Source organism: Chitinophaga deserti, assembly GCF_003149455.1.
Classification (GTDB): Bacteria; Bacteroidota; Bacteroidia; order Chitinophagales; family Chitinophagaceae; genus Chitinophaga; species Chitinophaga deserti.
In genome coordinates this window covers 16,479-38,873 of record NZ_QFFK01000009.1, presented here as the reverse complement: position 1 = coordinate 38,873, position 22,395 = coordinate 16,479, and the positions used below count along the sequence as shown (strand labels likewise).

20 protein-coding genes are annotated in these 22,395 nt (G+C 51.9%); 10 read left to right on the top strand and 10 right to left on the bottom strand.

The window, feature by feature from the left end; genetic code table 11:
- Positions 1 to 68 precede the first annotated feature (68 nt).
- The 3 genes from serS to DEV76_RS19930 are packed head-to-tail and all read right to left on the bottom strand — an operon-like array spanning position 69 to position 3,827.
- Positions 69 to 1,343: a serine--tRNA ligase gene (gene serS, locus DEV76_RS19940; protein ID WP_109699702.1), complete on the bottom strand. Its 1,275-nt coding sequence runs from the start codon at positions 1,341 to 1,343 to the stop codon at positions 69 to 71.
- A gap of 45 nt (positions 1,344 to 1,388) precedes the next feature.
- Complete coding sequence (locus DEV76_RS19935; RefSeq protein ID WP_109699701.1) at positions 1,389 to 3,059, bottom strand: NAD+ synthase; 1,671 nt, start codon at positions 3,057 to 3,059, stop codon at positions 1,389 to 1,391.
- A gap of 42 nt (positions 3,060 to 3,101) precedes the next feature.
- Positions 3,102 to 3,827 carry a porin family protein gene (locus DEV76_RS19930; protein WP_109699700.1) on the bottom strand — a complete coding sequence of 242 codons (726 nt, stop codon included), beginning with the start codon at positions 3,825 to 3,827 and terminating at the stop codon, positions 3,102 to 3,104.
- 20 nt (positions 3,828 to 3,847) lie between these two features.
- On the opposite strand from DEV76_RS19930, the gene gldB reads away from it, so the two are divergent.
- On the top strand, positions 3,848 to 4,873 hold the full coding sequence (gene gldB, locus DEV76_RS19925) for a gliding motility lipoprotein GldB (RefSeq protein ID WP_109699699.1): 1,026 nt from the start codon (positions 3,848 to 3,850) through the stop codon (positions 4,871 to 4,873).
- On the opposite strand, the gene apaG is transcribed toward gldB, so the two are convergent.
- The 5 genes from apaG to DEV76_RS19900 all read right to left on the bottom strand — a co-directional run bounded on the left by apaG (position 4,870) and on the right by DEV76_RS19900 (position 7,670).
- The gene (gene apaG / locus DEV76_RS19920) at positions 4,870 to 5,256 is read right to left on the bottom strand and encodes a Co2+/Mg2+ efflux protein ApaG (RefSeq protein ID WP_109699698.1); all 387 of its coding nucleotides are present in this window, start codon (positions 5,254 to 5,256) and stop codon (positions 4,870 to 4,872) included. The two genes, gldB and apaG, sit on opposite strands and share 4 nt — an antisense overlap.
- A gap of 83 nt (positions 5,257 to 5,339) precedes the next feature.
- Positions 5,340 to 5,666 (bottom strand): DUF4157 domain-containing protein, encoded by a 327-nt coding sequence (locus DEV76_RS19915; protein WP_109699697.1) that lies wholly within the window; start codon positions 5,664 to 5,666, stop codon positions 5,340 to 5,342.
- A 65-nt stretch (positions 5,667 to 5,731) separates the two neighbouring features.
- Positions 5,732 to 6,661 (bottom strand): DUF5777 family beta-barrel protein, encoded by a 930-nt coding sequence (locus tag DEV76_RS19910; RefSeq protein ID WP_109699696.1) that lies wholly within the window; start codon positions 6,659 to 6,661, stop codon positions 5,732 to 5,734.
- Positions 6,662 to 6,688: 27 nt separating this feature from the next.
- Positions 6,689 to 7,240 carry a YceI family protein gene (locus DEV76_RS19905; RefSeq protein ID WP_109699695.1) on the bottom strand — a complete coding sequence of 184 codons (552 nt, stop codon included), beginning with the start codon at positions 7,238 to 7,240 and terminating at the stop codon, positions 6,689 to 6,691.
- Between the two features lie 19 nt (positions 7,241 to 7,259).
- The gene (locus DEV76_RS19900) at positions 7,260 to 7,670 is read right to left on the bottom strand and encodes a hypothetical protein (RefSeq protein ID WP_109699694.1); all 411 of its coding nucleotides are present in this window, start codon (positions 7,668 to 7,670) and stop codon (positions 7,260 to 7,262) included.
- A gap of 136 nt (positions 7,671 to 7,806) precedes the next feature.
- On the opposite strand from DEV76_RS19900, the gene DEV76_RS19895 reads away from it, so the two are divergent.
- Positions 7,807 to 9,078 (top strand): UDP-N-acetylmuramoyl-tripeptide--D-alanyl-D-alanine ligase, encoded by a 1,272-nt coding sequence (locus DEV76_RS19895; RefSeq protein WP_109699892.1) that lies wholly within the window; start codon positions 7,807 to 7,809, stop codon positions 9,076 to 9,078.
- On the opposite strand, the gene DEV76_RS19890 is transcribed toward DEV76_RS19895, so the two are convergent.
- Together DEV76_RS19890 and mce are read right to left on the bottom strand one after the other, a co-directional pair.
- A complete protein-coding gene (locus DEV76_RS19890) occupies positions 9,075 to 9,503 on the bottom strand; it encodes a putative quinol monooxygenase (protein WP_198652143.1) in 429 nt (142 codons plus the stop codon). The two genes, DEV76_RS19895 and DEV76_RS19890, sit on opposite strands and share 4 nt — an antisense overlap.
- A gap of 572 nt (positions 9,504 to 10,075) precedes the next feature.
- On the bottom strand, positions 10,076 to 10,477 hold the full coding sequence (gene mce, locus DEV76_RS19885; RefSeq protein WP_109699693.1) for a methylmalonyl-CoA epimerase: 402 nt from the start codon (positions 10,475 to 10,477) through the stop codon (positions 10,076 to 10,078).
- 101 nt (positions 10,478 to 10,578) lie between these two features.
- Here mce and DEV76_RS19880 point away from each other — a divergent pair, with 101 nt between their 5' ends.
- The 8 genes from DEV76_RS19880 (at position 10,579) to DEV76_RS19845 (ending at position 22,254) form a co-directional block, all read left to right on the top strand.
- Positions 10,579 to 11,742, top strand: coding sequence for a cysteine desulfurase family protein (locus DEV76_RS19880; RefSeq protein ID WP_109699692.1), 1,164 nt, complete (start codon positions 10,579 to 10,581; stop codon positions 11,740 to 11,742).
- Positions 11,743 to 11,755: 13 nt separating this feature from the next.
- Entirely contained in the window at positions 11,756 to 12,082 is a 327-nt protein-coding gene (locus tag DEV76_RS19875) for a HesB/IscA family protein (RefSeq protein ID WP_109699691.1), read from the top strand.
- 134 nt (positions 12,083 to 12,216) lie between these two features.
- Positions 12,217 to 12,954, top strand: a complete 738-nt coding sequence (gldF, locus tag DEV76_RS19870; RefSeq protein ID WP_109699690.1) for a gliding motility-associated ABC transporter permease subunit GldF — start codon at positions 12,217 to 12,219, stop codon at positions 12,952 to 12,954.
- A gap of 2 nt (positions 12,955 to 12,956) precedes the next feature.
- The gene (gene gldG, locus DEV76_RS19865; protein WP_109699689.1) at positions 12,957 to 14,672 is read left to right on the top strand and encodes a gliding motility-associated ABC transporter substrate-binding protein GldG; all 1,716 of its coding nucleotides are present in this window, start codon (positions 12,957 to 12,959) and stop codon (positions 14,670 to 14,672) included.
- 49 nt (positions 14,673 to 14,721) lie between these two features.
- Positions 14,722 to 15,672: a TerC/Alx family metal homeostasis membrane protein gene (locus DEV76_RS19860; protein ID WP_109699688.1), complete on the top strand. Its 951-nt coding sequence runs from the start codon at positions 14,722 to 14,724 to the stop codon at positions 15,670 to 15,672.
- Between the two features lie 67 nt (positions 15,673 to 15,739).
- Positions 15,740 to 18,232 (top strand): bifunctional UDP-N-acetylmuramoyl-tripeptide:D-alanyl-D-alanine ligase/alanine racemase, encoded by a 2,493-nt coding sequence (locus tag DEV76_RS19855; protein ID WP_109699687.1) that lies wholly within the window; start codon positions 15,740 to 15,742, stop codon positions 18,230 to 18,232.
- Positions 18,233 to 18,287: 55 nt separating this feature from the next.
- A complete protein-coding gene (locus DEV76_RS19850; protein ID WP_109699890.1) occupies positions 18,288 to 18,950 on the top strand; it encodes a lipoprotein signal peptidase in 663 nt (220 codons plus the stop codon).
- Positions 18,951 to 19,389: 439 nt separating this feature from the next.
- The gene (locus DEV76_RS19845) at positions 19,390 to 22,254 is read left to right on the top strand and encodes a TonB-dependent receptor (RefSeq protein WP_109699686.1); all 2,865 of its coding nucleotides are present in this window, start codon (positions 19,390 to 19,392) and stop codon (positions 22,252 to 22,254) included.
- The last annotated feature ends 141 nt before the right edge of the window (positions 22,255 to 22,395 follow it).

The window sequence follows — 22,395 nt, the reverse complement described above, 5'->3', positions numbered from 1 at the left end:
AGATTGCCCGCATAAAAAAAAGCGTACGGAAATTATTCCGTACGCTTTTCTATTATCATTCCGCTGGATTATGCAATCCGGTCGGTACCGAAATATTTGTGCAGTACTTCCGGCAGCAGGATGCCCTCCGGCGTCTGGTTGTTTTCAAGCAGGGTAGCCATGATACGCGGGCAGGCAAGAGAGCTGCCGTTCAGCGAATGCACCAGCACGTTCTTACCATTCTCATCCTTGTAACGCACTTTCATACGGTTGGTCTGGAAGGTTTCGAAGTTGGACACGGAAGATACCTCCAGCCATTTCTGCTGTGCGGCAGACCATACCTCGAAGTCGAAGGTTTGGGCAGCAGCAAAGCCCATATCGCCCCCGCAGAGGTTCAGGATACGGTACGGAAGGCCCAGGCTCTGGATGAGCTTCTCCACATGCGCCACCATTTCATCGAGCACGGCATACGACTTATCCGGATGTACCAGTTGTACCAGCTCCACCTTTTCGAACTGGTGAAGGCGGTTCAGTCCGCGTACATCTTTACCATAAGAACCGGCTTCGCGGCGGAAGCATGGGCTGTAAGCGGTTAATTTCACCGGCAGCTCGTTCTCCTTCAGGATCTCATCGCGGTAAATATTGGTTACCGGCACTTCTGAAGTGGGGATGAGGTAGAAGTTATCTTCGGGCATATAATACATCTGCCCTTCTTTATCGGGCAGCTGCCCCGTACCGTAGGCCGATGTTTCGTTGACCATAAACGGTGTGAGCATTTCGTTATATCCCGCGGCGGTATTGAAATCGAGGAAATAGCTGATGAGGGCGCGCTGCAGGCGGGCGCCTTTGTTTTTATACACGGGGAAGCCGCTGCCGGTAATTTTATTACCCAGCTCAAAATCGATAAGGTCGTATTGCTTCGCCAGATCCCAGTGAGGTACTGCTCCTTCTGCCAGTGTGGGTATTACACCCCCGCGGCGAATTTCCACATTCTCTTCCGGAGTACGCCCCTTGGGCACGGTGCTGCCGGGCAGGTTGGGGAGCCTCACGAGGGTATCGTGCAGTAATTTCTCCGTCGCACCCAGCTGCTCGTTGATGGGCCCCAGCGCCTGCTTGAAGGTAGCCACCTCCTGCTTGCGGGATTCCGCACCCGATTTGTCGCCCGAAGCCATCAGCTTTCCGATCTCTTTCGATGCGGAATTTACCTTGGCCTGGGTTTCATCATAATCGAGCGTCAGCTTCTTGCGCTGTTCGTCAAGCGCCAGTACTTCCTCCACGATGGCAGCTGCGTCCGCGAAATTCTTCACGGCCAGCCTTTCGAGTACCAGCTCCTTGTTTTGACGGATAAATTGTACCTGTAACATTTTATAATGACTATTGAATTTGGACAAAGATAACGGGGTTCTCCCTTAACTCAAATATTTCCCTACAATGGGCACACGCCGCCCTATCCCGAAGGCCTTGGACGATACGCGGATAATGGGGCAGAACTGGTTCCTTTTATACTCATTGGTATTCACCAGCTTCAGGGTACGTGCCACCAGCGCAGCATCGAACCCCTGCGCCACAATCTCCTTAGGGCCCTGCCGCCGCTCAATATACTGATAAAGGATGCGGTCCAGAATGGCGTAGTCAGGCAGGCTGTCACTGTCTTTCTGATTAGGCCGCAGCTCTGCCGATGGCGCTTTATCGATAATATTGGCCGGAATAATCTCCTTTTCGCGGTTAATATGCCGCGCCAGCGCGTATACCTGCATCTTGTAAAGATCGCCCAGTACGGAAAGGCCGCCGGCCATGTCACCATACAAAGTACCGTAACCTGTAGACAGTTCGCTTTTATTGCTCGTATTCAGCAATATGTAACCGAACTTATTGGCCAGCCCCATCAGCAGGTTTCCACGGATACGGCTTTGCATATTCTCCTCCGCCACGTTAAAGGGCAGTCCTTTGAAATGCGGCTCCAGCGTTTGCAGGAACTTCTCGTAAATATCATTGATGCGGATAATATCGTAAGGATTGTCGAGGTTCTTCGACAAGGCTACGGCATCATCCACCGAATGGTCTGTACTGTAAGGGGATGGGAGCAGGATGGCGCGAACGTTCTCCTTACCCAGCGCTTCCACGGCCAGGGCCAGGGTAACGGCACTGTCTATCCCCCCGGAAGAACCGAGGATGGCCTGCTTGAAGCCCATCTTCTTAAAGTAATCGCGGATGCTGAGTACAATTGCCTGGCGGATGCGTTCGATGTTATGATCGAACACCAGCTCCGTCATGACCGTATTGGGTAAGATATCCGTTTCCAGATCGGGCTTCTTTTTGCCGAGGGTATCCAGCTCCACGCCTTCCATGCCTTCTTCGAAGAAAGGCAGCTGCGCTACTATTTCCCCGTCGGCATTAAATACCATCGATCCGCCGTCGAACACGATCTCCGTTTGCGAACCTACCGTATTGCAGTAATACATGGGCAGGCCGTACTTCTTCACATTCTCCCGGATGATCTCGCGGCGGCTCTCGTCGTGGTCGTAATCGAACGGTGAGGCAGACAGGTTGATCATTACATCGGGCTTCTGCAGTATGAGGCGGTCCATCGGACAGATCCTGTACAGCGGGTTATCACCGAGGTTCCAGATATCTTCACAGATGGTAACGGCCAGCTTCTTTCCTTTGTATTCGATCACGTTCCATTCGAAGCCCGGTTCGAAATACCGGTATTCGTCGAACACGTCATAAGTAGGCAGCAGTGTTTTCTGCACTACCTGTTTGATCTCTCCTTCGAAGAGGAAGAATGCGGCGTTGAAAAGGTCTTTCCCTTCGCGGTGAGGATTACGCTGGGGGGCACCCACGAGTACGGCCGTTTTCTGCGTATGGGCCTTTATTTCGTCGAGTGCGGCATAGCTCCGGGCGATGAAGTCTTCAAACTCCAGGAAATCTCTCGGGGGATAGCCGCATACACACAGTTCGGAGAACACCACCAGGTCGGCACCACGGGCTTCCGCGGCGTGGATGGCTTCGATGATACGGGCCGTATTGGCCTCGAAGTTCCCGATGTGGTAGTTCTGCTGGGCGAGAAAGATGTTCATCCGTACTTTTTTTTGTCTGCCAAAGGTACGGCTTAAAGGGTGTTAAAAATAAACCCCGAGGCGCAAAATGAAGTGATTACCGGTGATACGCCCGTCGTTCCACTTGCCGTTACGGGTCATATCCACGAAATTATTCTGGTAATTGATACCTACAACGCCTGTAAGGGTTTCGGTGATGGGGTATTCCATGCCTGCACCGATGAGCATGCCAGCGGTAAAAGGCTGGGTTTCGCGCAGAATGTTCTGCTTATCGAAGCGGGTCATATTGCTGATCACGTTGGCCTTAGCACGGATGGGCACGCCCACAAACCCGCCAAACTGGCCGTAGAAATCAAAACCTTTAGCCGTAGCAGTTTTGAGCTTCAGCGCAAGGGGTACTTCGATATATTGCAGGCGGATGTCGTATTCCGCGGAGTTATCCCTGAATTCGGAAAGACCTTTACCAGCCTCATATTGCATTACACTGCCGAGGTGGGTGATCTGAAGGCCGGTAGAAAAAGCATAACGCTCCTGGTCATCGATAAACAAATCGGCCAGTACGCCGTAGCTGAAGTAGAAGCGGCCGCTGTTGCGGGATACACCCGCATCCTGCGGGCTCAGGAACGATGCCCCCGGATCAATCTTAAATCCAAAGCGGACCTTACGGCCGGCTTTATCTGACACGCGCTCGCTTAAAGATTGTGCAGAAGCTGCAGAAACCATGGCCACCAAAACCGCGGAAACCATAATGGATTTCCGGAATACGTTGCTAAACAATATTTTTACCATCTCTAAAGTTATTATAGGCGATGCAAAAGTACCTGAAAAATCACATCCTTTCTACCCTATTCCTGATATCGGCCATCATGGCGGGCTGCGGAGGCAAAAAGCAAATACCAGATGTCAGCAACATCCCCATCACGGTAAAGATAGAAAGGTTTGACCGGGCCTTTGCAGGCCTCGATACTTTGAACGCATTGCCGGGATTAAAATTGTTGCAGGATCAATACCCCACTTTCACCAACGATTATCTCACCCGCATCCTTTTCTTTGAAAACGTGGCTGATAGCGCCATGCGGGCTAAAATGGTACAGTCTTTCCTTACCAACCCCGACATCCGTGCCCTGCAGGATTCGGTAGGAAAAAAGTTCGCCGATATCCGTCCGCTGGAAAAAGAACTCACACAGGCCTTCCGCCTGGCGAAACATTACTACCCTAAATTCCATGCACCGCAGGTACTGACATTTATTTCCGCCATCAATAATTACGGCGCCATCACGATAGACAGTGTGCTGGGCATAGGACTGGATATGTATATGGGGGCCGACTTCCCCGTGTACCGCATGCTGCCCGACCTGCCGGAATATATGGTACGCAAATTCACGCCTGAAAATATACCCGTTAACGTGATGACGGTATTGTACCAGCAGCTGGATGCTCCGAAGGATGGGGGTACGCTGGCGGCGCAGCTGGTGTACCTGGGCAAGCAGCAGTATTTCCTGGAGCACACCCTGCCTGAAACGGATGAGCATCTCCGCCTGGGTTATACATCTGAGCAGCTGGATTTCTGTAATAAGAGTGAAAAAATGATCTGGCAGTATTTCGTGGAGAATAAATTACTGTATAACCAGGAAGGGCAGGTGATTGCACGCTATACGGGCGAAGGGCCTTCCACGCAGGGTTTGCCGGGCGAAGCGCCGGGAAGGATAGGCGCATTTGCCGGGTACAGGATCGTACAGGCATTCATGCAGCGCCATAAGGAATATACATTGGAAAAGCTCATGAGTACGCAGGACGCGATGCTCATCTTTAACGGAGCGAAGTACAGGCCCTAATTCATTTTGAAAGGAACCACCATCTGGAACTCGGGGATCTTCACATCGAAGAGCTTCTTGTTCAGCTGGTTCTCCATTTGATAGGTACCGTACATTTTGCCGATTTCCGTACGGAGGTTGGAACCGGACACATATTGATAGCTTTCGCCGGGCGCCAGTAACGGTTGAACACCTACAACGCCCTCTCCCTCTACTTCGCGATGCGAGCCGTTGGAATCGATGATATACCAATGGCGGCGCAGCAACTTGATCGGGAAAGTGTTATTATTCTCGATGGTAATACGGTAAGCGAACATGAACTCACTGCCGATCGGATTGGAGTAATCCGGCTGGTAAAACGTTTCCACGCTTATCGTGATTCCCTCTGTGACCTTCTTGACCATAGACTCAGCCTTTACGGTAAAAATAAGGAAAATAACCGCGTTGTAACATTTTTTTACCCCGGTGGTGGCGTTTTAACGAATCTTTATCGTATTTCTACCCCCTCCAGCTCCAGGGGGTTACCCTCTGCCTCCCGGGCATCCTGCTCATACGGGATGTTATAATAGCCATACCGCACCCAATCTATGACATATCGCCACCAAAACCGCCACAGCCCTGCTTCCTGGTACTGGCGAACGTGCCGCACCTCGTGCCGCACCCAGGCCGTATTGGCCAGAAATTCCTTCCGGGACACCCCGTGCAGGTGGATCACACTGCCGAAAACGATCGCTATCCGGCCGCTTTTCATCTTCCACGCCGCCAGCCTTGCCACCCCGGAGCCCTCCCTGATACTGCATTTCAGTATTGCCATACTGCAATTTAACCGCTTCCGTCCAGAAACAGCACAATCGTACCCATTCACATTCCGTTAACCGCCTAACGGCCTCCCAGGGAGAATCGGCGGGAGATATTGAAGCCCCAGCGGAACTGTCCGTTGCGCCAGGTAGTGGTAGTTTCAGGGATAAACTGGTTCTCCAGCACCGCAGTGGCATTCGTAAAATTGAGGTGGAACACGTGTCCGCCCGTTTCAATTTCCACACCCACACCCAGCGAATTATAAAAATCCGTACCACGGGCAGCATAATAATCTTTCGACTCCTCATCACGGAATGCATAGAAATAATCCGCCACCAGCGCCACACGGTTACTGAAGCGCAGCCTGCCGCCCACGCCCAGGGCAAACATATTATTCATATCCTTATACCCCACGCGGTTGCGGTGTATGAACGACGGGGTGAGCGCCAGGCTCACGGCATTGCCGAACTTACGCGCAATAACCGCCTGCGCCACATAGCTCACACGGTCGCTGAACTTATCGAAATAATACACATCCTCCTTATCCGGACTGCTCTTCATGGAAGAGGCTACCGCATTGGCGAAGAGCGTAACGGCCACCGGGATGCGGTTGTCGTGCGTTTGCTGCAGGAGCTTATATTTCCCCAGCACTTCCCACATCTGCGAAAAGTTGCCGCTGCCTTTTGCGCGGCTCACGCCGGCAGTAAGTTTGTCGGTAATACCGTACTCGAAAGCAATACGTATGTCAGTAGAATTATCCAGCCCGAAGAAGGTAGACGAGCCGCCGCCCGAGCCACCAATATCCCCGAAGCGGTGTGCCACCCTGAAATCGAGGTCGCGTTTGGCCAGCGTTTCGTTGGACTGCCCATTGATAATACGGGTGCTTTTAAAAGTAGCGGTTACAGGATCGCGGCGAACGGAATCCTTACCGAAGATGGCTCCCAGATCTTCCTGCGCCATAGCCATGGAGGCCGGTAACAACAGAACGGTGAGCAAGCGGAGATGCAACATATTTGCTGATTTGATCGTATTGGTTGATTATTTTTTTACGGCCGGCTGGTACTCGGCGGTCATGGTTACTTCTACCACTTCCGCGATGTTTTTTACCACCAGGCTGGGAATTTTTATTTTATGATCGGCCACCCGCACATTAAACTTAGCGTCCACAGTAGTTTTACCCCCTGCCACGGTAATGGTGCCGGGCACACGGTAGGTTTTGGACACACCGTGTATCTGCAGCACTCCTTCAGTTTCTACCGTATAGGTGCCATCCTTCGTGAGGTCGGCATCGCCCAGTATATTCCCTTTAAATTCTGCGTAGGGATATTTATCGCTTTCGAGATAATTTTCGTTGAAGTGCTCCTGCATCAGCTTTTTCTTAAACCGGAAAGATGTGATGGGCACTTTAAAATAAATGGCGCGGGTGGCGGTATTGATGGCGGAAACACCCTGTGTGGTTTTGGCCTCGATATCTTCCAGCGGAGCACTGGAAAAGAAGCGGAGGCTTACTGAGCGGCACGAGAGTACATCCTGCGCCGAAAGCGAAGCAGAAAGGCCGATCAGTGCGATGAAGATGAATATGCGTTTCATGCAACAGGATTTAGGTGAATCAATCCGGCATCCCTTTGCTGACCCAGCAGGCGATGGAATCGCGCACGGCACGGGAAAGCGCAGGGTAGCCCTGGCTCTGGGGCATATCGGCATTGGAAGCCGTTACCCGGAAAGCCCAGGAGGCGCCATTGGCAGTAATATAACTTTTGAGCTTAACCGGCGTGGAGAAATCGGCCAACAGCGGGGAACCGGTGCCGGGGTGACAGCTGCGGTTGGTACAATGCTGCTGTACCAGCTCGTAAATCCGGGCGGTTTTAACATCCACGGTTGCACAATCGGTATTCGACGTTGGCTCCGGCGCCTGTTCCGAAGTACAGGCTGTAAGTAGGCAGGCTGCCAGGAGTACCGGTAAATACCACCGCTGTGGCCTGCGCCTGAGTATTGGTGTAAGGGTCTGCATAGTTTTCATTACGGTAATAGGCTTACATAGGTTGCCTGCGAAAGATAATAAAGAAAATGAGGGCCGGCATTCCTTATTTTTGCGATCGTACATTTGTACGATTGTACATTTGTACTATTGTATTTTTATACAAAACATCAGCATCGTGAATATCGAACAACTATATAGCATCTATCGCCAACACCCTTCTGTACAGACAGACACCCGGCTGCTGCAGCCCGGCGATATCTTCTTCGCCCTGCGCGGCCCTAACTTCAATGGCAACCAGTATGCTTCCGCCGCGCTGGCAGCGGGCGCCAGCTATGCCGTGATCGATGATCCGGCATTTAATACACAGCCGGAGAAGATGGTGCTGGTGGATGATACACTTACCACTTTGCAGGACCTTGCACGCCACCACCGGCGGCAATTCCAGATACCGTTTATCGCCATTACGGGCACTAACGGCAAAACCACCACGAAGGAAATGCTGCGTACCGCACTGGGGGCAGCTTACCGCACTCATGCCACGGCAGGCAACCTCAACAATCATATTGGCGTGCCCCTCACCATCCTCCGCATTCCTTTAGATGCAGAAATGGCCGTGATAGAAATGGGCGCCAACCACCGGCACGAAATTGCAGGCTATTGTAAAGTAGCGGAGCCTACCCACGGGCTCATCACCAATATAGGAAAGGCCCACCTCGAAGGGTTTGGCAGTGAAGAAGGCGTACGGCTGGCCAAAGGCGAACTGTACGATTACCTGCGGGAGAACGGTGGTACCGTATTCGTTTGCAAAGATTACCCCTACCTCGTGGAGATGAGTAAAGGCATCGGTACCATTATCACCTACGGGCACGAACCGGCTGATTATGCCGGCGCCCCATTCCCCGGTACCGCCCTGCTGGAACTGGAAGCCGTGGAAGCCGGCCATGTACGCACACACCTCGCAGGCGCTTATAACTTCCCCAATGTAATGGCCGCCATTGCCGCCGGCCTGCACTTTAAGGTACCTGCAGACAAGCTGCGCGCCGCACTGGAAGCATACGTACCGTCTAACAACCGCTCGCAGGTAATGCAGAAAGGCACCAACACCTATGTGATGGATGCCTACAATGCCAACCCCTCCAGCATGAAAGCCGCCGTGGAAAACTTCGCCGCGCTGGATGCAAAGCAGAAAGTGCTGATGCTGGGGGCTATGAAGGAACTGGGCGACGACAGCCCCAAAGAACACCAGGCACTGGCCGACCTCCTGCAAACAAGCCACTGGAAAGCGGTGGTACTGGTAGGTAAAGAATTCTCGCAAACGCAGCATCCATACGTATGGTTCGAAACTGCTGATGAAGCCCGCCAATGGCTGGAAATGCAAAAATTTGAAGACACCCATATACTCGTAAAGGGCTCCCGCAGTGTGGGAATGGAGAAAGTGGTGAGCTAGTCAAGTTTCCTGAACAAAGCGGGCATAAGCTGGGGATCTATCGCATCCATGTCCAGCAGTTTCAGGGATTTTACCATGTGGAGCGTGGAATTCTTATACTTAAGGAAATGCGGGGTCTTCAGATGTTGCTCATAGGCCTCTTTACCGGCATAGATTTCCAGGATGCGGATACGGCTGGAATCATCTTTCTGAACCATGGGAAAGATGGCAATAACGCCCGGTTCCAGCTTTACGGAGGCCGCAGCCTCTTCCTGCAGGATAGTCCTGTATTCCTCCAAATAACCGGATCTGACTTCAATTTCCGCGATACGCACCATCATCCCCGGCTGCTGAGCCGAAACAGGCTTCCCCGCAAGTACCAACAGGCAAAAGAGCAGGTAAAACGGAATGGTCGGGCCATTTGCCCCGGTAAGGTGCTGGATCATGGTAGAATAGTTGAATGGTGAGTACGGATGCCTCCCGGCATATCCACTTAAAAGTTACTACTTAGATACTGATAATGTACCCCAATGTATATAAAAGTCCCCTTTTCCCAATACTGTATTGGGTTTAGCCGGGTTTTATATACAGTATATATACAGTAACCCTTCTTTAAACCACCATTAACCCTGCTGTAAAGGGTGAGATACCTTAGCGGATACACGGCCTTACCACGGGAAGCGGAACGAAAGGCTGATTTCAGACCATTTATGGCTAAAGCAATGTACGGGAGAGATAAAAAGCGGCAGTGTGCGACGCAACGGGGGCTGAGGTTTCAAACCTGCGCCGGATACAGGAATATTCCTTTAGAAATGCATGGATTGGGCTAAAAAAATAAACCTGCGAGTTAAAAAACCCACAGGTTTTCATAACCTATGCCAACTTTAGAGTATTGTGTGAAAGCCGTGTGGCTTGCATTTGCTCTAACTTATACCATTATCAACGCGCGATTAAATAAAAGGTTTAAATACCGACAATTTTTTTCACGCTTTTTTCATAACAGGCTGATTTCCTTCTATCACGGCCGTTCCTGCGTAAGCTCTACCAGTACCCCATTCGTGCTTTTGGGGTGCAAAAAGCACACAAGTTTGTTGTCGGCGCCGGGTTTTGGCTCTGCCGATAACAGTTCGAATCCCTCCTTTTCCAGCCGCGCCATTTCCGCACGGATATCTTTTACTTCAAAAGCGAGATGATGTACACCTTCGCCTTTCTTCTCAAGGAACTTTGCGACAGGACTGGCGGCGGAAAGTGCTTCCAGCAGCTCTATCTTGGTATCTCCCTGGCGGAAAAATGCCGTGGCCACCCCTTCGGTTGCCACTTCCTCGGTTTTGTAGCATTCCGCATCCAGTAATTTTTCGAATAGCGGGACTGATACTGCAAGCGACTTTACGGCGATGCCGATGTGCTCAACTTTTAACATATAGGTGTATGATTTAATGCCCCAAAAGTATGACCCGGCGGTTACCCGTAAGGCAGGGCGGTTCCGGGTAAAAGTAGAACTTATATCGTAATTTTGTGGGGATGCAGCACATGCCCGTTTACCTCGACAACAACGCCACAACCCCTTGCGATCCGCGGGTGGTAGAAGCCATGTTGCCCTGCTTTACCACCCATTTCGGCAACGCTGCCTCCCGCAACCATGCATGGGGCTGGGCGGCGGAAGAAGCGGTGCAGCAGGCACGGGAAGAAGTTGCCGGCCTTATAGGGGCCGACCAGCAGGAGATCGTGTTCACCTCCGGCGCCACCGAGGCCCTGAACCTGGCACTGAAAGGTGCTTACGAGGCTTACGCCGTGAAAGGGAAACACCTCATTACCGTGCAAACGGAGCATAAAGCTGTGCTGGACACCTGCCACCACCTGGAAAAGCTGGGTGCCATCATCACCTACCTGCCGGTAGACGGGCAGGGCCTTATTAACCCGGATGACCTGAAAGCGGCCATCCGGCCGGATACCATCCTGGCAGCGGTAATGTATGCCAACAACGAAACCGGCGTAATACAGCCCATTCCCGAAATAGGCCGTATTGCGGCGGAACATGATATCCTGCTGCTGACCGATGCCACGCAGGCCGTGGGGAAAATACCCCTGAACGTATCTAAAGAAGGGATCGGCATGCTGGCCATGAGCGCGCATAAACTGTACGGGCCCAAAGGCGCGGGTGCTTTGTATGTACGCCGCCGGTCGCCCAGGGTGCGCCTTACAGCCCAGATGGATGGCGGAGGCCACGAACGCGGGATGCGCTCCGGTACTCTGAATGTACCGGGTATTGCAGGACTGGGTAAAGCCTGTGCCCTGGCAGCCGACGAAATGGCAGGGGAAGCCCTGCGGCTGGCGGTGCTTCGTGATAAACTGGAAGCCGCCCTGGTGGCTCAGACAGGGGCTATTGTAAATGGTGGTGGCGCTCCAAGACTGCCACATGTCACCAATCTGCGCTTTCCGGAGGTAAAAGGTACCGACCTGCTAAGGGTCGTAAGCCGCGAAATAGCCGTATCTTCGGGCTCAGCCTGCACTTCCGCCAACCCGGAGCCCAGCCATGTGCTCCTCGCCATGGGAGTGCCGGAAGAACTGGCACATTCTTCGCTCAGATTCGGATTGGGACGGTTTACCACCGAAAGTGATATAGACCGTGCCATTGAGACAGTAAACCATACCGTGCGCTCGTTGCACGCCATATATAACCTTTAAAAAAACGGATAAGATGATATATATCAGTGACAAAGCCAAGCAAAAAGTAGATGCTCTCCGGGCCGAAGGCACGCTGGCCTCCGATTACTTCCTGCGCGTGTCCGTTGTGGGCGGGGGATGCTCCGGCCTCAGCTATAAACTCGATTTTGATAACGAAACCAAACCGAAAGACCAGGTTTTCGAAGATAAAGGCATTAAAGTGGTAACAGACCTGAAAAGCTTCCTGTACCTCTGCAATACCACCCTCGAATTCTCCGAAGGCATCAACGGGAAAGGTTTTTACTTCAATAATCCCAACGCAGCCCGCACCTGTGCCTGTGGCGACAGCTTCGCTGTTTAACCCCCGGCACATTAACGATAGCTACTTTACAGCCGTCTGGTCCCAAAACCAGACGGCTTTTTTATTGAAGCGCTTACGGATGATTAAAAATTCAAATATTGTGGAAACGTAATTGAATTATATTTGCTTCCGTCATGTACGCGATATTCAAAAAAGACATCCACCAATTCTTCAGCAGTATAACCGGTTATGTAGCCATCATCCTGTTCCTGCTTGCCAACGGCCTCTTCCTGTTCATTTTCCGGGATACGAGCCTGCTCGAAGGCGGGTATGCCGACCTGGACGGGCTCTTTGAGCTGGCTCCCATGATCTTCCTGCTACTGATCCCGGCTATTACCATGCGCAGTCTGGCAGACGAATACCGCAGCGGTACCATGGAACTCCTCAGTACCAAACCGGTAACCGCCTGGCAGATCGTGTGGGGGAAATACTGGGCCTGCCTGCTCATAGTGCTTATTGCCCTTGTGCCTACGGCCGTGTATTACCTCGCCATTTCCCAGCTGGCCGCAGCGGGTAACGGGCCCGATACCGGCAGCATCCTCGGCTCTTACCTGGGGCTTTTCCTGCTGGGGAGCGTGTTCACCGCCATAGGGCTGTGGGCTTCCTCATTAACGGGCAATGCGGTAGTGGCATTCCTGGTAGCCATCTTCACCTGCTTTATTCTTTACAATGGGTTTGACGCACTCAGTAAACTGCCTGTATTCGAAGGCGGAGCAGATTACTACCTCGCCATGGCAGGCATCCGGTACCATTATACTTCCATCAGCCGTGGTGTGGTGGATACGCGGGATATCGTGTATTTCGCCAGTGTGGCCGGACTGATGTTATATCTTACCAAAATATCGCTGGAAAGGAAAATCTGGCAGGGTTGATTATGGAACTAACGAGAAAGGACAAACGCAAACAATACCTGAAACGGACACTGGCAGTGCTGGCCGTTATCATAGCCATTAACATCGCCGCGGGATACTTCCATGCCCGCCTCGATCTTACGGCAGAGCAGCGCTATACCCTTGCCCCCGCCACCCGCGACCTCCTCCGCAGGCTGGATGCGCCGGTGCAGATAGAAGTATATCTCAAAGGAAAATACCCCGCAGGCTTCCGCCAACTCTCTGACGCTACGCGTGAGCTGCTGGAAGAATTCCAGCAATATGGCGGCGCCAACATCCGCTTCACTTTCCTCAATCCCGGATCGGACCTCCCCGATTCCATGCGCGCCGCTTTCCAGGATACCCTCATGGCCAGAGGCATCCTCCCCTTCAACCTGCAGGTGCAGGACGACGGGAAAGACAGCTACGCAGAAAAACTCATTTTCCCCGGTGCCATTATTAAATATAAAGACCGGGAAACGTCCGTCAACCTCCTGAAAAGCCAGGGCGGCATGGACCCCATGCAGGCGCTCAACAGCTCCCAGGCCCTCCTGGAATATAAATTCGCCAGCGCTATTTACCAGCTGCAGCAAAACCGCCGGCCGCTTATCGGTTATATGCTCGGCCATGGCGAACCCGAAGGGCCCGAAGTATACGACGCCCTCAAAACACTCCATGAGCTGTACCAGGTAGATACCGTGAACCTCGCCACCACACCATCTATTCCCGAAGAATTTGACGCACTCCTGTTCGTAAGGCCCATACAAACCTTCACGGAAGCCGATAAACTGAAGATCGACCAATACGTGATGCAGGGCGGTAACATTGCCTGGTTCATCGATAACCTGACGGCTTCAGCCGACAGTCTCCGTGGCAGCGACTTCGTGGCATTCGACCGAAACCTCCAGCTGGAAGATCTCCTTTTCAAATACGGGGCCCGCGTGAATCAGGACCTGCTGCAGGACCTGCGGGCAGATATCATCCCCCTTGTGGTAGGGCATATGGGAGATAAACCGCAGATAGAACCTATCCCCTTCCCTTACTTCCCGCTGCTGGCTTCCACCAACGCGCACCCTATCGTCAAGAACCTTGACTATACCATGAGCCGCTTTGCCGGATCGGTAGATACCATGGCAGGCGGCGGCATACAGAAAACAGTACTCCTCACCACATCCGACCATAGCCGCACCGTACGTGCCCCGGTGCAAATAAGCCTCGAAAGCGTGCAGCAGCAGCCTAATCCGCGGGAGTTCCGGCAGCGGTTCATACCCGTGGCTGTGCTGCTGGAAGGGCGTTTCCCTTCTCTTTTCCGTAACCGCATAGGTTTGGAAGCACAAAGAGAGTGGCAGTCTGTATCCGGTAAACCCTTCCGCCCGGAGGCGGATACCGCAGGTAAAATGATTGTGGCGGGAGATGCAGACCTGGTGCTCAACGCCGTATCCCGCAAGAACGGGCCTATGCAAATGGGGGTCAACGAGTTCAATCCCGATTACCAGTTTGCCAACAAGGAATTTTTCCTGAACGGGATGGATTACCTCACGAGCCACTCCCCTGTCATGGAAACCCGCAACAAAGAGCTGACGCTCAGGCTGCTCGATGCAGAGAAGGTGCGCAAAGAAAAAACTACCTGGCAGATCATCGCATTTGCAGTGCCCATTGGCGCCATATTGCTGTTTGCCATGGTGTTCCAGTACCTGCGGCAGCGCAAGTATGCAAAATAAAGCTGCGGGAAACCATTATCTTTGCCATTCATTAAATTTTCCGTTTTACATGACACCGCAACAATGGACGTATGCAGTTTTTGGAATTGTCATCGTTCTGGCCCTGATCTTCGACCTGGGGTTATTAAGTAAAAAAGGTGAAGTAATGTCCATTAAGAAGGCACTTATCCAGACCTGTTTCTGGGTTGCGCTTTCCATGGGCTTCTTTGCATTCGTCTGGTTCGAAAACGGCTCCGGGATGGCCGTTGAGTACCTCAGCGCCTATCTGATGGAGTGGTCGCTGTCCATCGATAATATTTTCGTATTCATTCTCATTTTCGGATTCTTTAAGATTAAGGAATCGAGTTATGCAAGGGTGCTGCTGATCGGTATCCTCATGGCCATCGTATTCCGCGCCATATTTATTACCGTGGGCGTAGCCCTCATCGCACAGTTCGGATGGATACTTTACATCTTCGGCGCATTCCTCGTTTATACGGGTGTGAAGATGTTTATGGTAGATCAGCACGAGGAGTTTAAACCGGAAGAGAATTTCGCATACCGCTTCATGCAGAAATACCTCCGTATCTCCAACCAGCCGAATGTTGACAAATTCACCATCCGCCATAACAACCGTACTTATTTCACCACATTGTCTGTAGTAGTAGTAATGCTCGCATTTACCGATATCGTATTTGCGCTGGATTCTATCCCTGCAGTATTCGCTATTTCGAAGGAACCGCTTGTAGTATATACTTCCAACATTTTCGCCGTACTGGGCCTCCGTTCGCTTTTCTTTTTGCTGAGAGGCGCGGTAGACAAGTTCGACTACCTGCAGCAGGGCATCGCCATCGTGCTGGTATTTATTGGTCTGAAAATGCTTGCCGAAATATGGCACTTCAAGCTGCCGGTATGGGTATCGCTCGTAGTAATCGTGCTTTGCCTGGCAGGGTCCATTGTGTATTCTATATTATTCGATAAGAAATTACCGGTTAAACCGACCGAGTCGACAGAGAGTTAGTTGATCCGAACTAAAAGCGCCCGTACATGAGAGTCTGCGGGCGCTTTTCGATTAAAACCATATAACATTGTATACAGCAGAGAGTATCAGTAAGATCCTGAAGGGAGAATTGTTGCAACAGACCGGGCATCCGGAGATCGAACACATTTTGCTGGACAGCCGGAAATTGCTTGTGGCCGAAACCTCCCTGTTCATTCCCCTCGTGAGTGACCGCCGCAATGCGCATCAGTACATCGATGACCTGTACAAAAAAGGCGTCAGCAACTTCGTGGTAAGCGAGCCCGTTCAAACCGGCCTCTACCCGAACGCAAACATCATCTTAGTTAAGAACACCCTGCAGGCCCTCCATGCCCTCGTGGCCTGGCACCGCCAGCATTTCAACATCCCCGTTATCGGCATCACCGGCAGCAATGGTAAAACCATCGTGAAAGAATGGATCTATCAGCTGCTGGAGAAAGATAACAACATCGTCCGCAGCCCGAAAAGCTATAACTCACAGATCGGCGTTCCATTGTCGGTATGGCAGATGAAACCCGAAAATGATCTCGCTATTTTCGAAGCCGGTATTTCACAACCCGGCGAAATGGTGAACCTCGAAAAGATCATCCGCCCTACCATCGGCATCTTCACCAATATCGGCGAAGCCCATAACGAAGGCTTCCTCAACATCCGGCAGAAAGTGAACGAGAAGCTGGTACTTTTCACCCGCAGCGATGTTTTAATTTATTGCAAGGATTACCTCGCCCTCAACGAGTGCGTGAATAACTTCCATAACCTCGTAGGGAAACGTGAGATAGACAACGCCCTGCAGCTCCTTACCTGGAGCCGTAAAACGGATGCCGACCTCCGCGTTATTTCCGTTGATAAAAACGAGAACCACACCCGCATCGATGCCCTGTACAAACAGGAGCCCGTTTTCATCCGCATCCCCTTCGTGGATGAAGGGTCTATCGAAAACGCCATCCACTGCTGGGCACTCATGCTCTACCTCGGTAAAGCGCACGAAACCATCCAGGAACGGATGGACCACCTCGGCAACATAGCCATGCGGCTGGAGATGAAGCAGGGTATCAACAACTGCAGCATCATCAACGACAGCTATAACTCCGACCTCGGCTCGCTGGCCATTGCTCTGGAATTTCTCCAGCAGCAGCGCCAGCACCCCACCCGTACCGTAATCCTCAGCGATATTCTCCAATCCGGAAAAAGCGAAGGATCCCTGTATGAAGAAGTGGCAGGCATGCTGCAAAGCAAAGGCATCAACAAGCTGATCGGTATCGGTAAAAATATTTCCCGCGAGAAAAAGAGCTTCGGGGCCGTGAAGAGCGAGTTCTATGCCAGCACCGAAGAATTCCTGCAGCAGGTGAACATGGCGGATTTCCAGAACGAGTCTATTCTCGTGAAAGGCGCCCGCGTGTTCCAGTTCGAGCGCATCGGTAAACTGCTGGAGCAGAAAGCCCATCAGACCATCCTCGAGATTAACCTCACCGCGCTTGCACAAAACGTAAAAGCGTACCAGTCTATTCTGAAGCCCGGCACAAAGCTCATGGCTATGGTGAAAGCCTTCGCCTACGGCAGTGGCAGCTTCGAGATCGCTAACCTCCTGCAATTCCATGGCATCGATTACCTCGCTGTGGCATATGCAGATGAAGGCGTGGAACTGCGCCGCGCCGGAATCACCCTGCCCATCATGGTGATGAACCCGGAACCCAGCAGCTTCGACGCAATATTACAGTGGAACCTGGAACCTGAAATGTACTCCATGCACCTGCTGGAGATGTTCGAGGAGTCCGTGCGCTACGCCAATAAATCCAATTACCCCGTACACATTAAACTGGATACAGGGATGCACCGGCTGGGCTTCGAACAGCAGGACCTCCCGGCACTGGCCCTGCGGCTCAATGCCGAAGGGCTCTTCAGGGTGCAGTCTATCTTCAGTCATCTTGCAGCCAGTGAAGATCCTTCGAAAGACGATTTCACTAAAATGCAGTTCGACCGCTTCCAGAAAATGAGCACTGCACTCCAGCAACAGCTGGGGTACCCTGTGATCCGCCATATCGCTAACAGCGCTGCCATACAAAGGCATCCGCAAATGCAGCTGGATATGGTACGGCTGGGAATCGGGATGTATGGGGTAGACAGTGCGCATACCCTGCAGGATAAACTGCGGCATGTCAGCACTTTAAAGACCACCGTAGCGCAGCTGAAACGCATTCCCAAAGGGGATACCGTAGGCTATGGCGCCAGCTGGAAGGCAGAAGTGCCTTCCCTGATCGCTACTGTACGGATCGGATACGCAGACGGATATATGCGTGCATTGGGTAACGGTAAAGGCAAGATGCTGATCCGCAATAAACTGGCCCCCGTTGCCGGGGTAATTGCCATGGATATGCTGATGCTGGACGTAACCAATATCCCCGATGTAGCCGAGGGCGACGAAGTGATCGTGTTCGGTGAAGGCCTGCCTGTAGAGGATCTGGCCAAATGGGCAGGCACCATTCCGTATGAAATTCTGACAGGTATTTCCCAACGGGTAAAACGCGTTTATTTCCAGGAATAGCAGTGGAGGGAGACAACTTTGAAATAATACATTATTTTTGGAAAAATTTGAAGTTTTGAAATATCGGCACATTGTATGGATCGTGATCGGGATCCTTCTTATAGACCAGATCGTGAAATTCTGGATCAAGACGAACATGACGCTGGGAGAACATTTTCCGGTTATCGGAAGCCTGTTTCAGATTCATTTCATCGAAAATGAAGGAATGGCCTATGGCTTGAAGTTCGGCGGGGAGTTTGGTAAAATAGCCCTCACCCTGTTCCGCCTCGTTGCCGTGATTGTTGGGTTCTTCTATATAAAGAAGCTGGTTCGTGAAAAGTATCACAACGGGCTGCTCCTTTGCGGCGCGCTGATTCTGGCAGGTGCAGCGGGCAACCTCATAGACAGTATGTTTTATGGAATGATCTTTTCCGAAAGCACACCTTATGTAGTAGCAGAGTTCCTGCCTGCCGGTGGCGGATACGGTACTTTCCTCCATGGTAATGTGGTGGATATGCTTTACTTCCCCCTGTTTGAAGGGTATTTCCCTAAATGGGTGCCCATCTGGGGCGGTGAGCACTTCATCTTCTTCCGCCCGATCTTCAACATCGCCGATGCTGCTATTTCTGTAGGTGTGATCGCCATCCTTATTTTCCAGAAACGCTTCCTCCACAAACCGGAAGAAGAAAAGGAAAAAGCAGTAGGCACCCAGCCCGCGCTGGACGAGCCCGTAGCATAAGATTATCTGCAAACTTTATACAAAGAAGCCGCTCCTCCGGGAAGCGGCTTCTTTTCTTTTAGTATATCCCAAAGAGCTTAAAACCAATTGCATCTGAATTAACCCCCGCTATCAGCCCAAGATGCCTCCCTGCTGAAGGGATTGCTATATTCTTACTTAATAACAGGAGGGGCATTATTGTACCCTGCCATCAGATCATATCATTCCTGTAAAGTACAAACCGCTGCCGCTTACCGGTCTTTTAGGGCTTCATCAGAACCGTCTATTTACCGCAGCAGTACAATATGCTGCGGTTCGGTTGCGGTAACGCATCTCCCCAAACCCGCTACTGTATTGTATTTCAAAAATTCTATTCCTCATTTCTTGCAAATTTCCCATTTCCCATCTACTTTTGTCTACAATTCCTATAGACTATTAGTATTTATTAAGTCAAAACTATATGAAAAAAGCATTACAAAGCTTCCGTTTCCTCTTTGCCCTGCCACTTCTGCTGGCCGTGACCGTTGCCAGCGGCCAGGAAAGCAGCATTATGCAGATATCAGGGAAGGTAAAAGACCAGGGGACCGGAGAACCTATACCGGGCGTGAGCATCCAGGTGAAAGGCACTATTGCCGGTACCACTACGGACAACACGGGCACCTTTGTTATCAAAAGCCGTCTCAAATTCCCATTCACACTCGTATTTTCCAGCATCGGATTCGAATCGCAGGAGTTTCTTGTAACGGGTACCGGCTCTAAGCTGGATATTGCCCTGGCTACGCAAACGCTGCTTGGTAAGGAAGTGGTGGTAACGGCTTCCCGCGTGGAAGAACAGGCCCTACGCTCTCCCGTAGCCATTGAAAAGCTGGACATCCGTGCCATTAAAGAATCGCCCGCCCCCAGCTTCTACGACGCCCTCGAAAATGTGAAAGGCGTTCAGATGACTACCTCCAGCCTCACCTTTAAAGTGCCTAATACCCGCGGCTTCAATATCCCCAACAACTTCCGGTTTATGCAACTGGTAGACGGGGTAGATATGCAGGCCGCTACCCTCGGGGTACCGTTGGGCAACGCCATCGGGCCCACCGAGCTGGATATCCAGAGCGTAGAGATCACTCCCGGCGCGGCTTCCGCCCTTTATGGCATGAACGCCATCAATGGTATGGCCAACCTGCAAACGAAAAGTCCTTTCCTGTATAAAGGCCTCAGCATATATCAGAAGATCGGTGTAAACCATGTAGACGGGATCGATTATGACCCCAGCATTCTGACAGAAACCGCCATCCGCTATGCACAATCCTGGCGCGATAAGTTCGCTTTCAAAGTGAACGTTAGCTACCTGCGCGGTACCGATTGGCGTGCCAGCACCCCTACCGACCAGAACGGTGCCGCCAACAGCCGTTTCCCTGCCCTCAACGGTGCAGCTAACAATCCCGCTTACGACGCCTGGAATAAGTACGGCGATGAGAACAATAACAACGTATCCGTAGGCGTAACACTCAATGGCAAAAACGAAACCTTCAACGTACGCCGTACCGGTTACTGGGAAAAAGACCTCGTGAACCCCGTAGTGGAAAACATCAAGGCCGACCTTGGTCTCTACTGGCGCATCACCCCCAAAGCGGAACTCAGCTATACCTACCGCCGCGGACAAATGGACGGACTCTTCCAGCGTGGTAACAAGATTCAGCTGGATGGCGTGGTAGTGCAGAACCATAAACTCGAACTCCGCGGGGCCGACTACTTCGTTCGCGGATATGTGATGCTGGAAAACACCGGCGACTCCTACAACCTGAAGCCACTCACCGATAACCTGGACCTCACCAATAAAAGCAACAACGCCTGGCGCGATGCCTTTAAGGCCAAACTGCAAACCGAGATTAACAGTGGTACAGAGCTGGCAGAAGCCATGCGCCGTGCAAGAGCCACTGCCGATCAGGGCCGCGTAATACCCGGTACACCTGAGTTTGAAGCACTCAAAAACACCATCATCGGCATCAATAACTGGGACCATGCCGCAGCCGTAGCAGGTGCCCCTGCCACCGGAGGCGCCTGGCTGGATCAGCATAGCCGCGTATACCACTTCGATGCACAGTGGGACCTCACCCGCCATGTAAAGCACTTTAACCTGCTCATTGGTACCGACGGGCGCCTGTATGAAGTGATACCCGATGGTAACAACTTCGTGGACTTCACCAAGCCCGTTAAGGAAAGAACTACCCCCGGCGGCAAGAATGTACATTACAAGAAATTCGGTGGCTTCGCACAGTTAAGCAAAACCTTCTTTGAAGACAAACTGAAACTGGTAGGTTCCATACGCGTAGACTATAACCCTGAGTTTGATCCCAAGATCAATCCCCGTATTGCAGCGGTATATACCCTTGCACAGAAGCATAACTTCCGCGCCAGCTGGCAGAATGGTTTTCGCTTCCCTGCCCTCTTCGAAGCACTTTCCTTCGTGAACAACGGCAACGTACGCCGCGTGGGTGGCCTCTCCTACATCAACGATGGCCTCGGTTACCTCGAGAACTCATACACGCTTGCGTCTGTTAATAATTTCAACAACGCAGTGAACAAAGACGTGGCCGAAGGCCTCACCGCAAACGATGCTGCGCTTAAGAACAGGGCGCTGCTGGATATCACCAATCTCAGTCCTACCCGTCCGGAGCGTATTAACTCCTTCGAAGTAGGGTACCGCAGCGTACTCCTCGGGCATAAATTCGTAATTGATGCAGATGCTTACTACAACCGCTACGACGGCTTCCTTGGCCAGGTAGAGGTGGCAGTACCCGGTACCGATAAAGTAGGCACCGATGCATCCGTAACAGACATGCTGGCCGCTAACCGCAGCAAGCAAACCCGCTACCGGGTATACACCAACGCCAAAAACACCTACGACAACTATGGCGCTTCTCTCGGGCTTACCTACAACTTCTACAAGAAATGGACAGTGGCCGGTAACCTGAACTACAACGACATAGTGGATAATAAAGACAAAGATGTTTTTGCCACCGGCTTCAACACGCCCGACTGGGTATCCAACCTGAGCTTCGGTAACCGTGAACTGGTGAAGAATTTCGGCTTCAATGTGGTATGGCGCTGGCAGAACGCTTTCGAGTGGGAAAGCCCCCTCGCCAATGGCAAGGTACCCGCCTTCAGCACCGTGGATGCACAGGTGAACTACCGCATTCCGAAATACAAGGCCACGGTGAAAGTGGGCGGCTCCAACCTCCTCAACCACCGGTATATCCAATACGCTGCAGGCCCTACCCTGGGTGCACTGTACTATGCTTCCATATCGCTGGAAGGCCTGCTTACCAAATAACTGACAGCGCGCCGCAGCCTGCTGCGGCCGCTTTACCATACTATTGGAAACCCTGTTACACAAAAACCAACCTGTCCGGCGGAGGCCACGTAGGCCTCCGCCATTTTTTTTAAAAGGGGTAGAAATATTTGGAGAAACCGT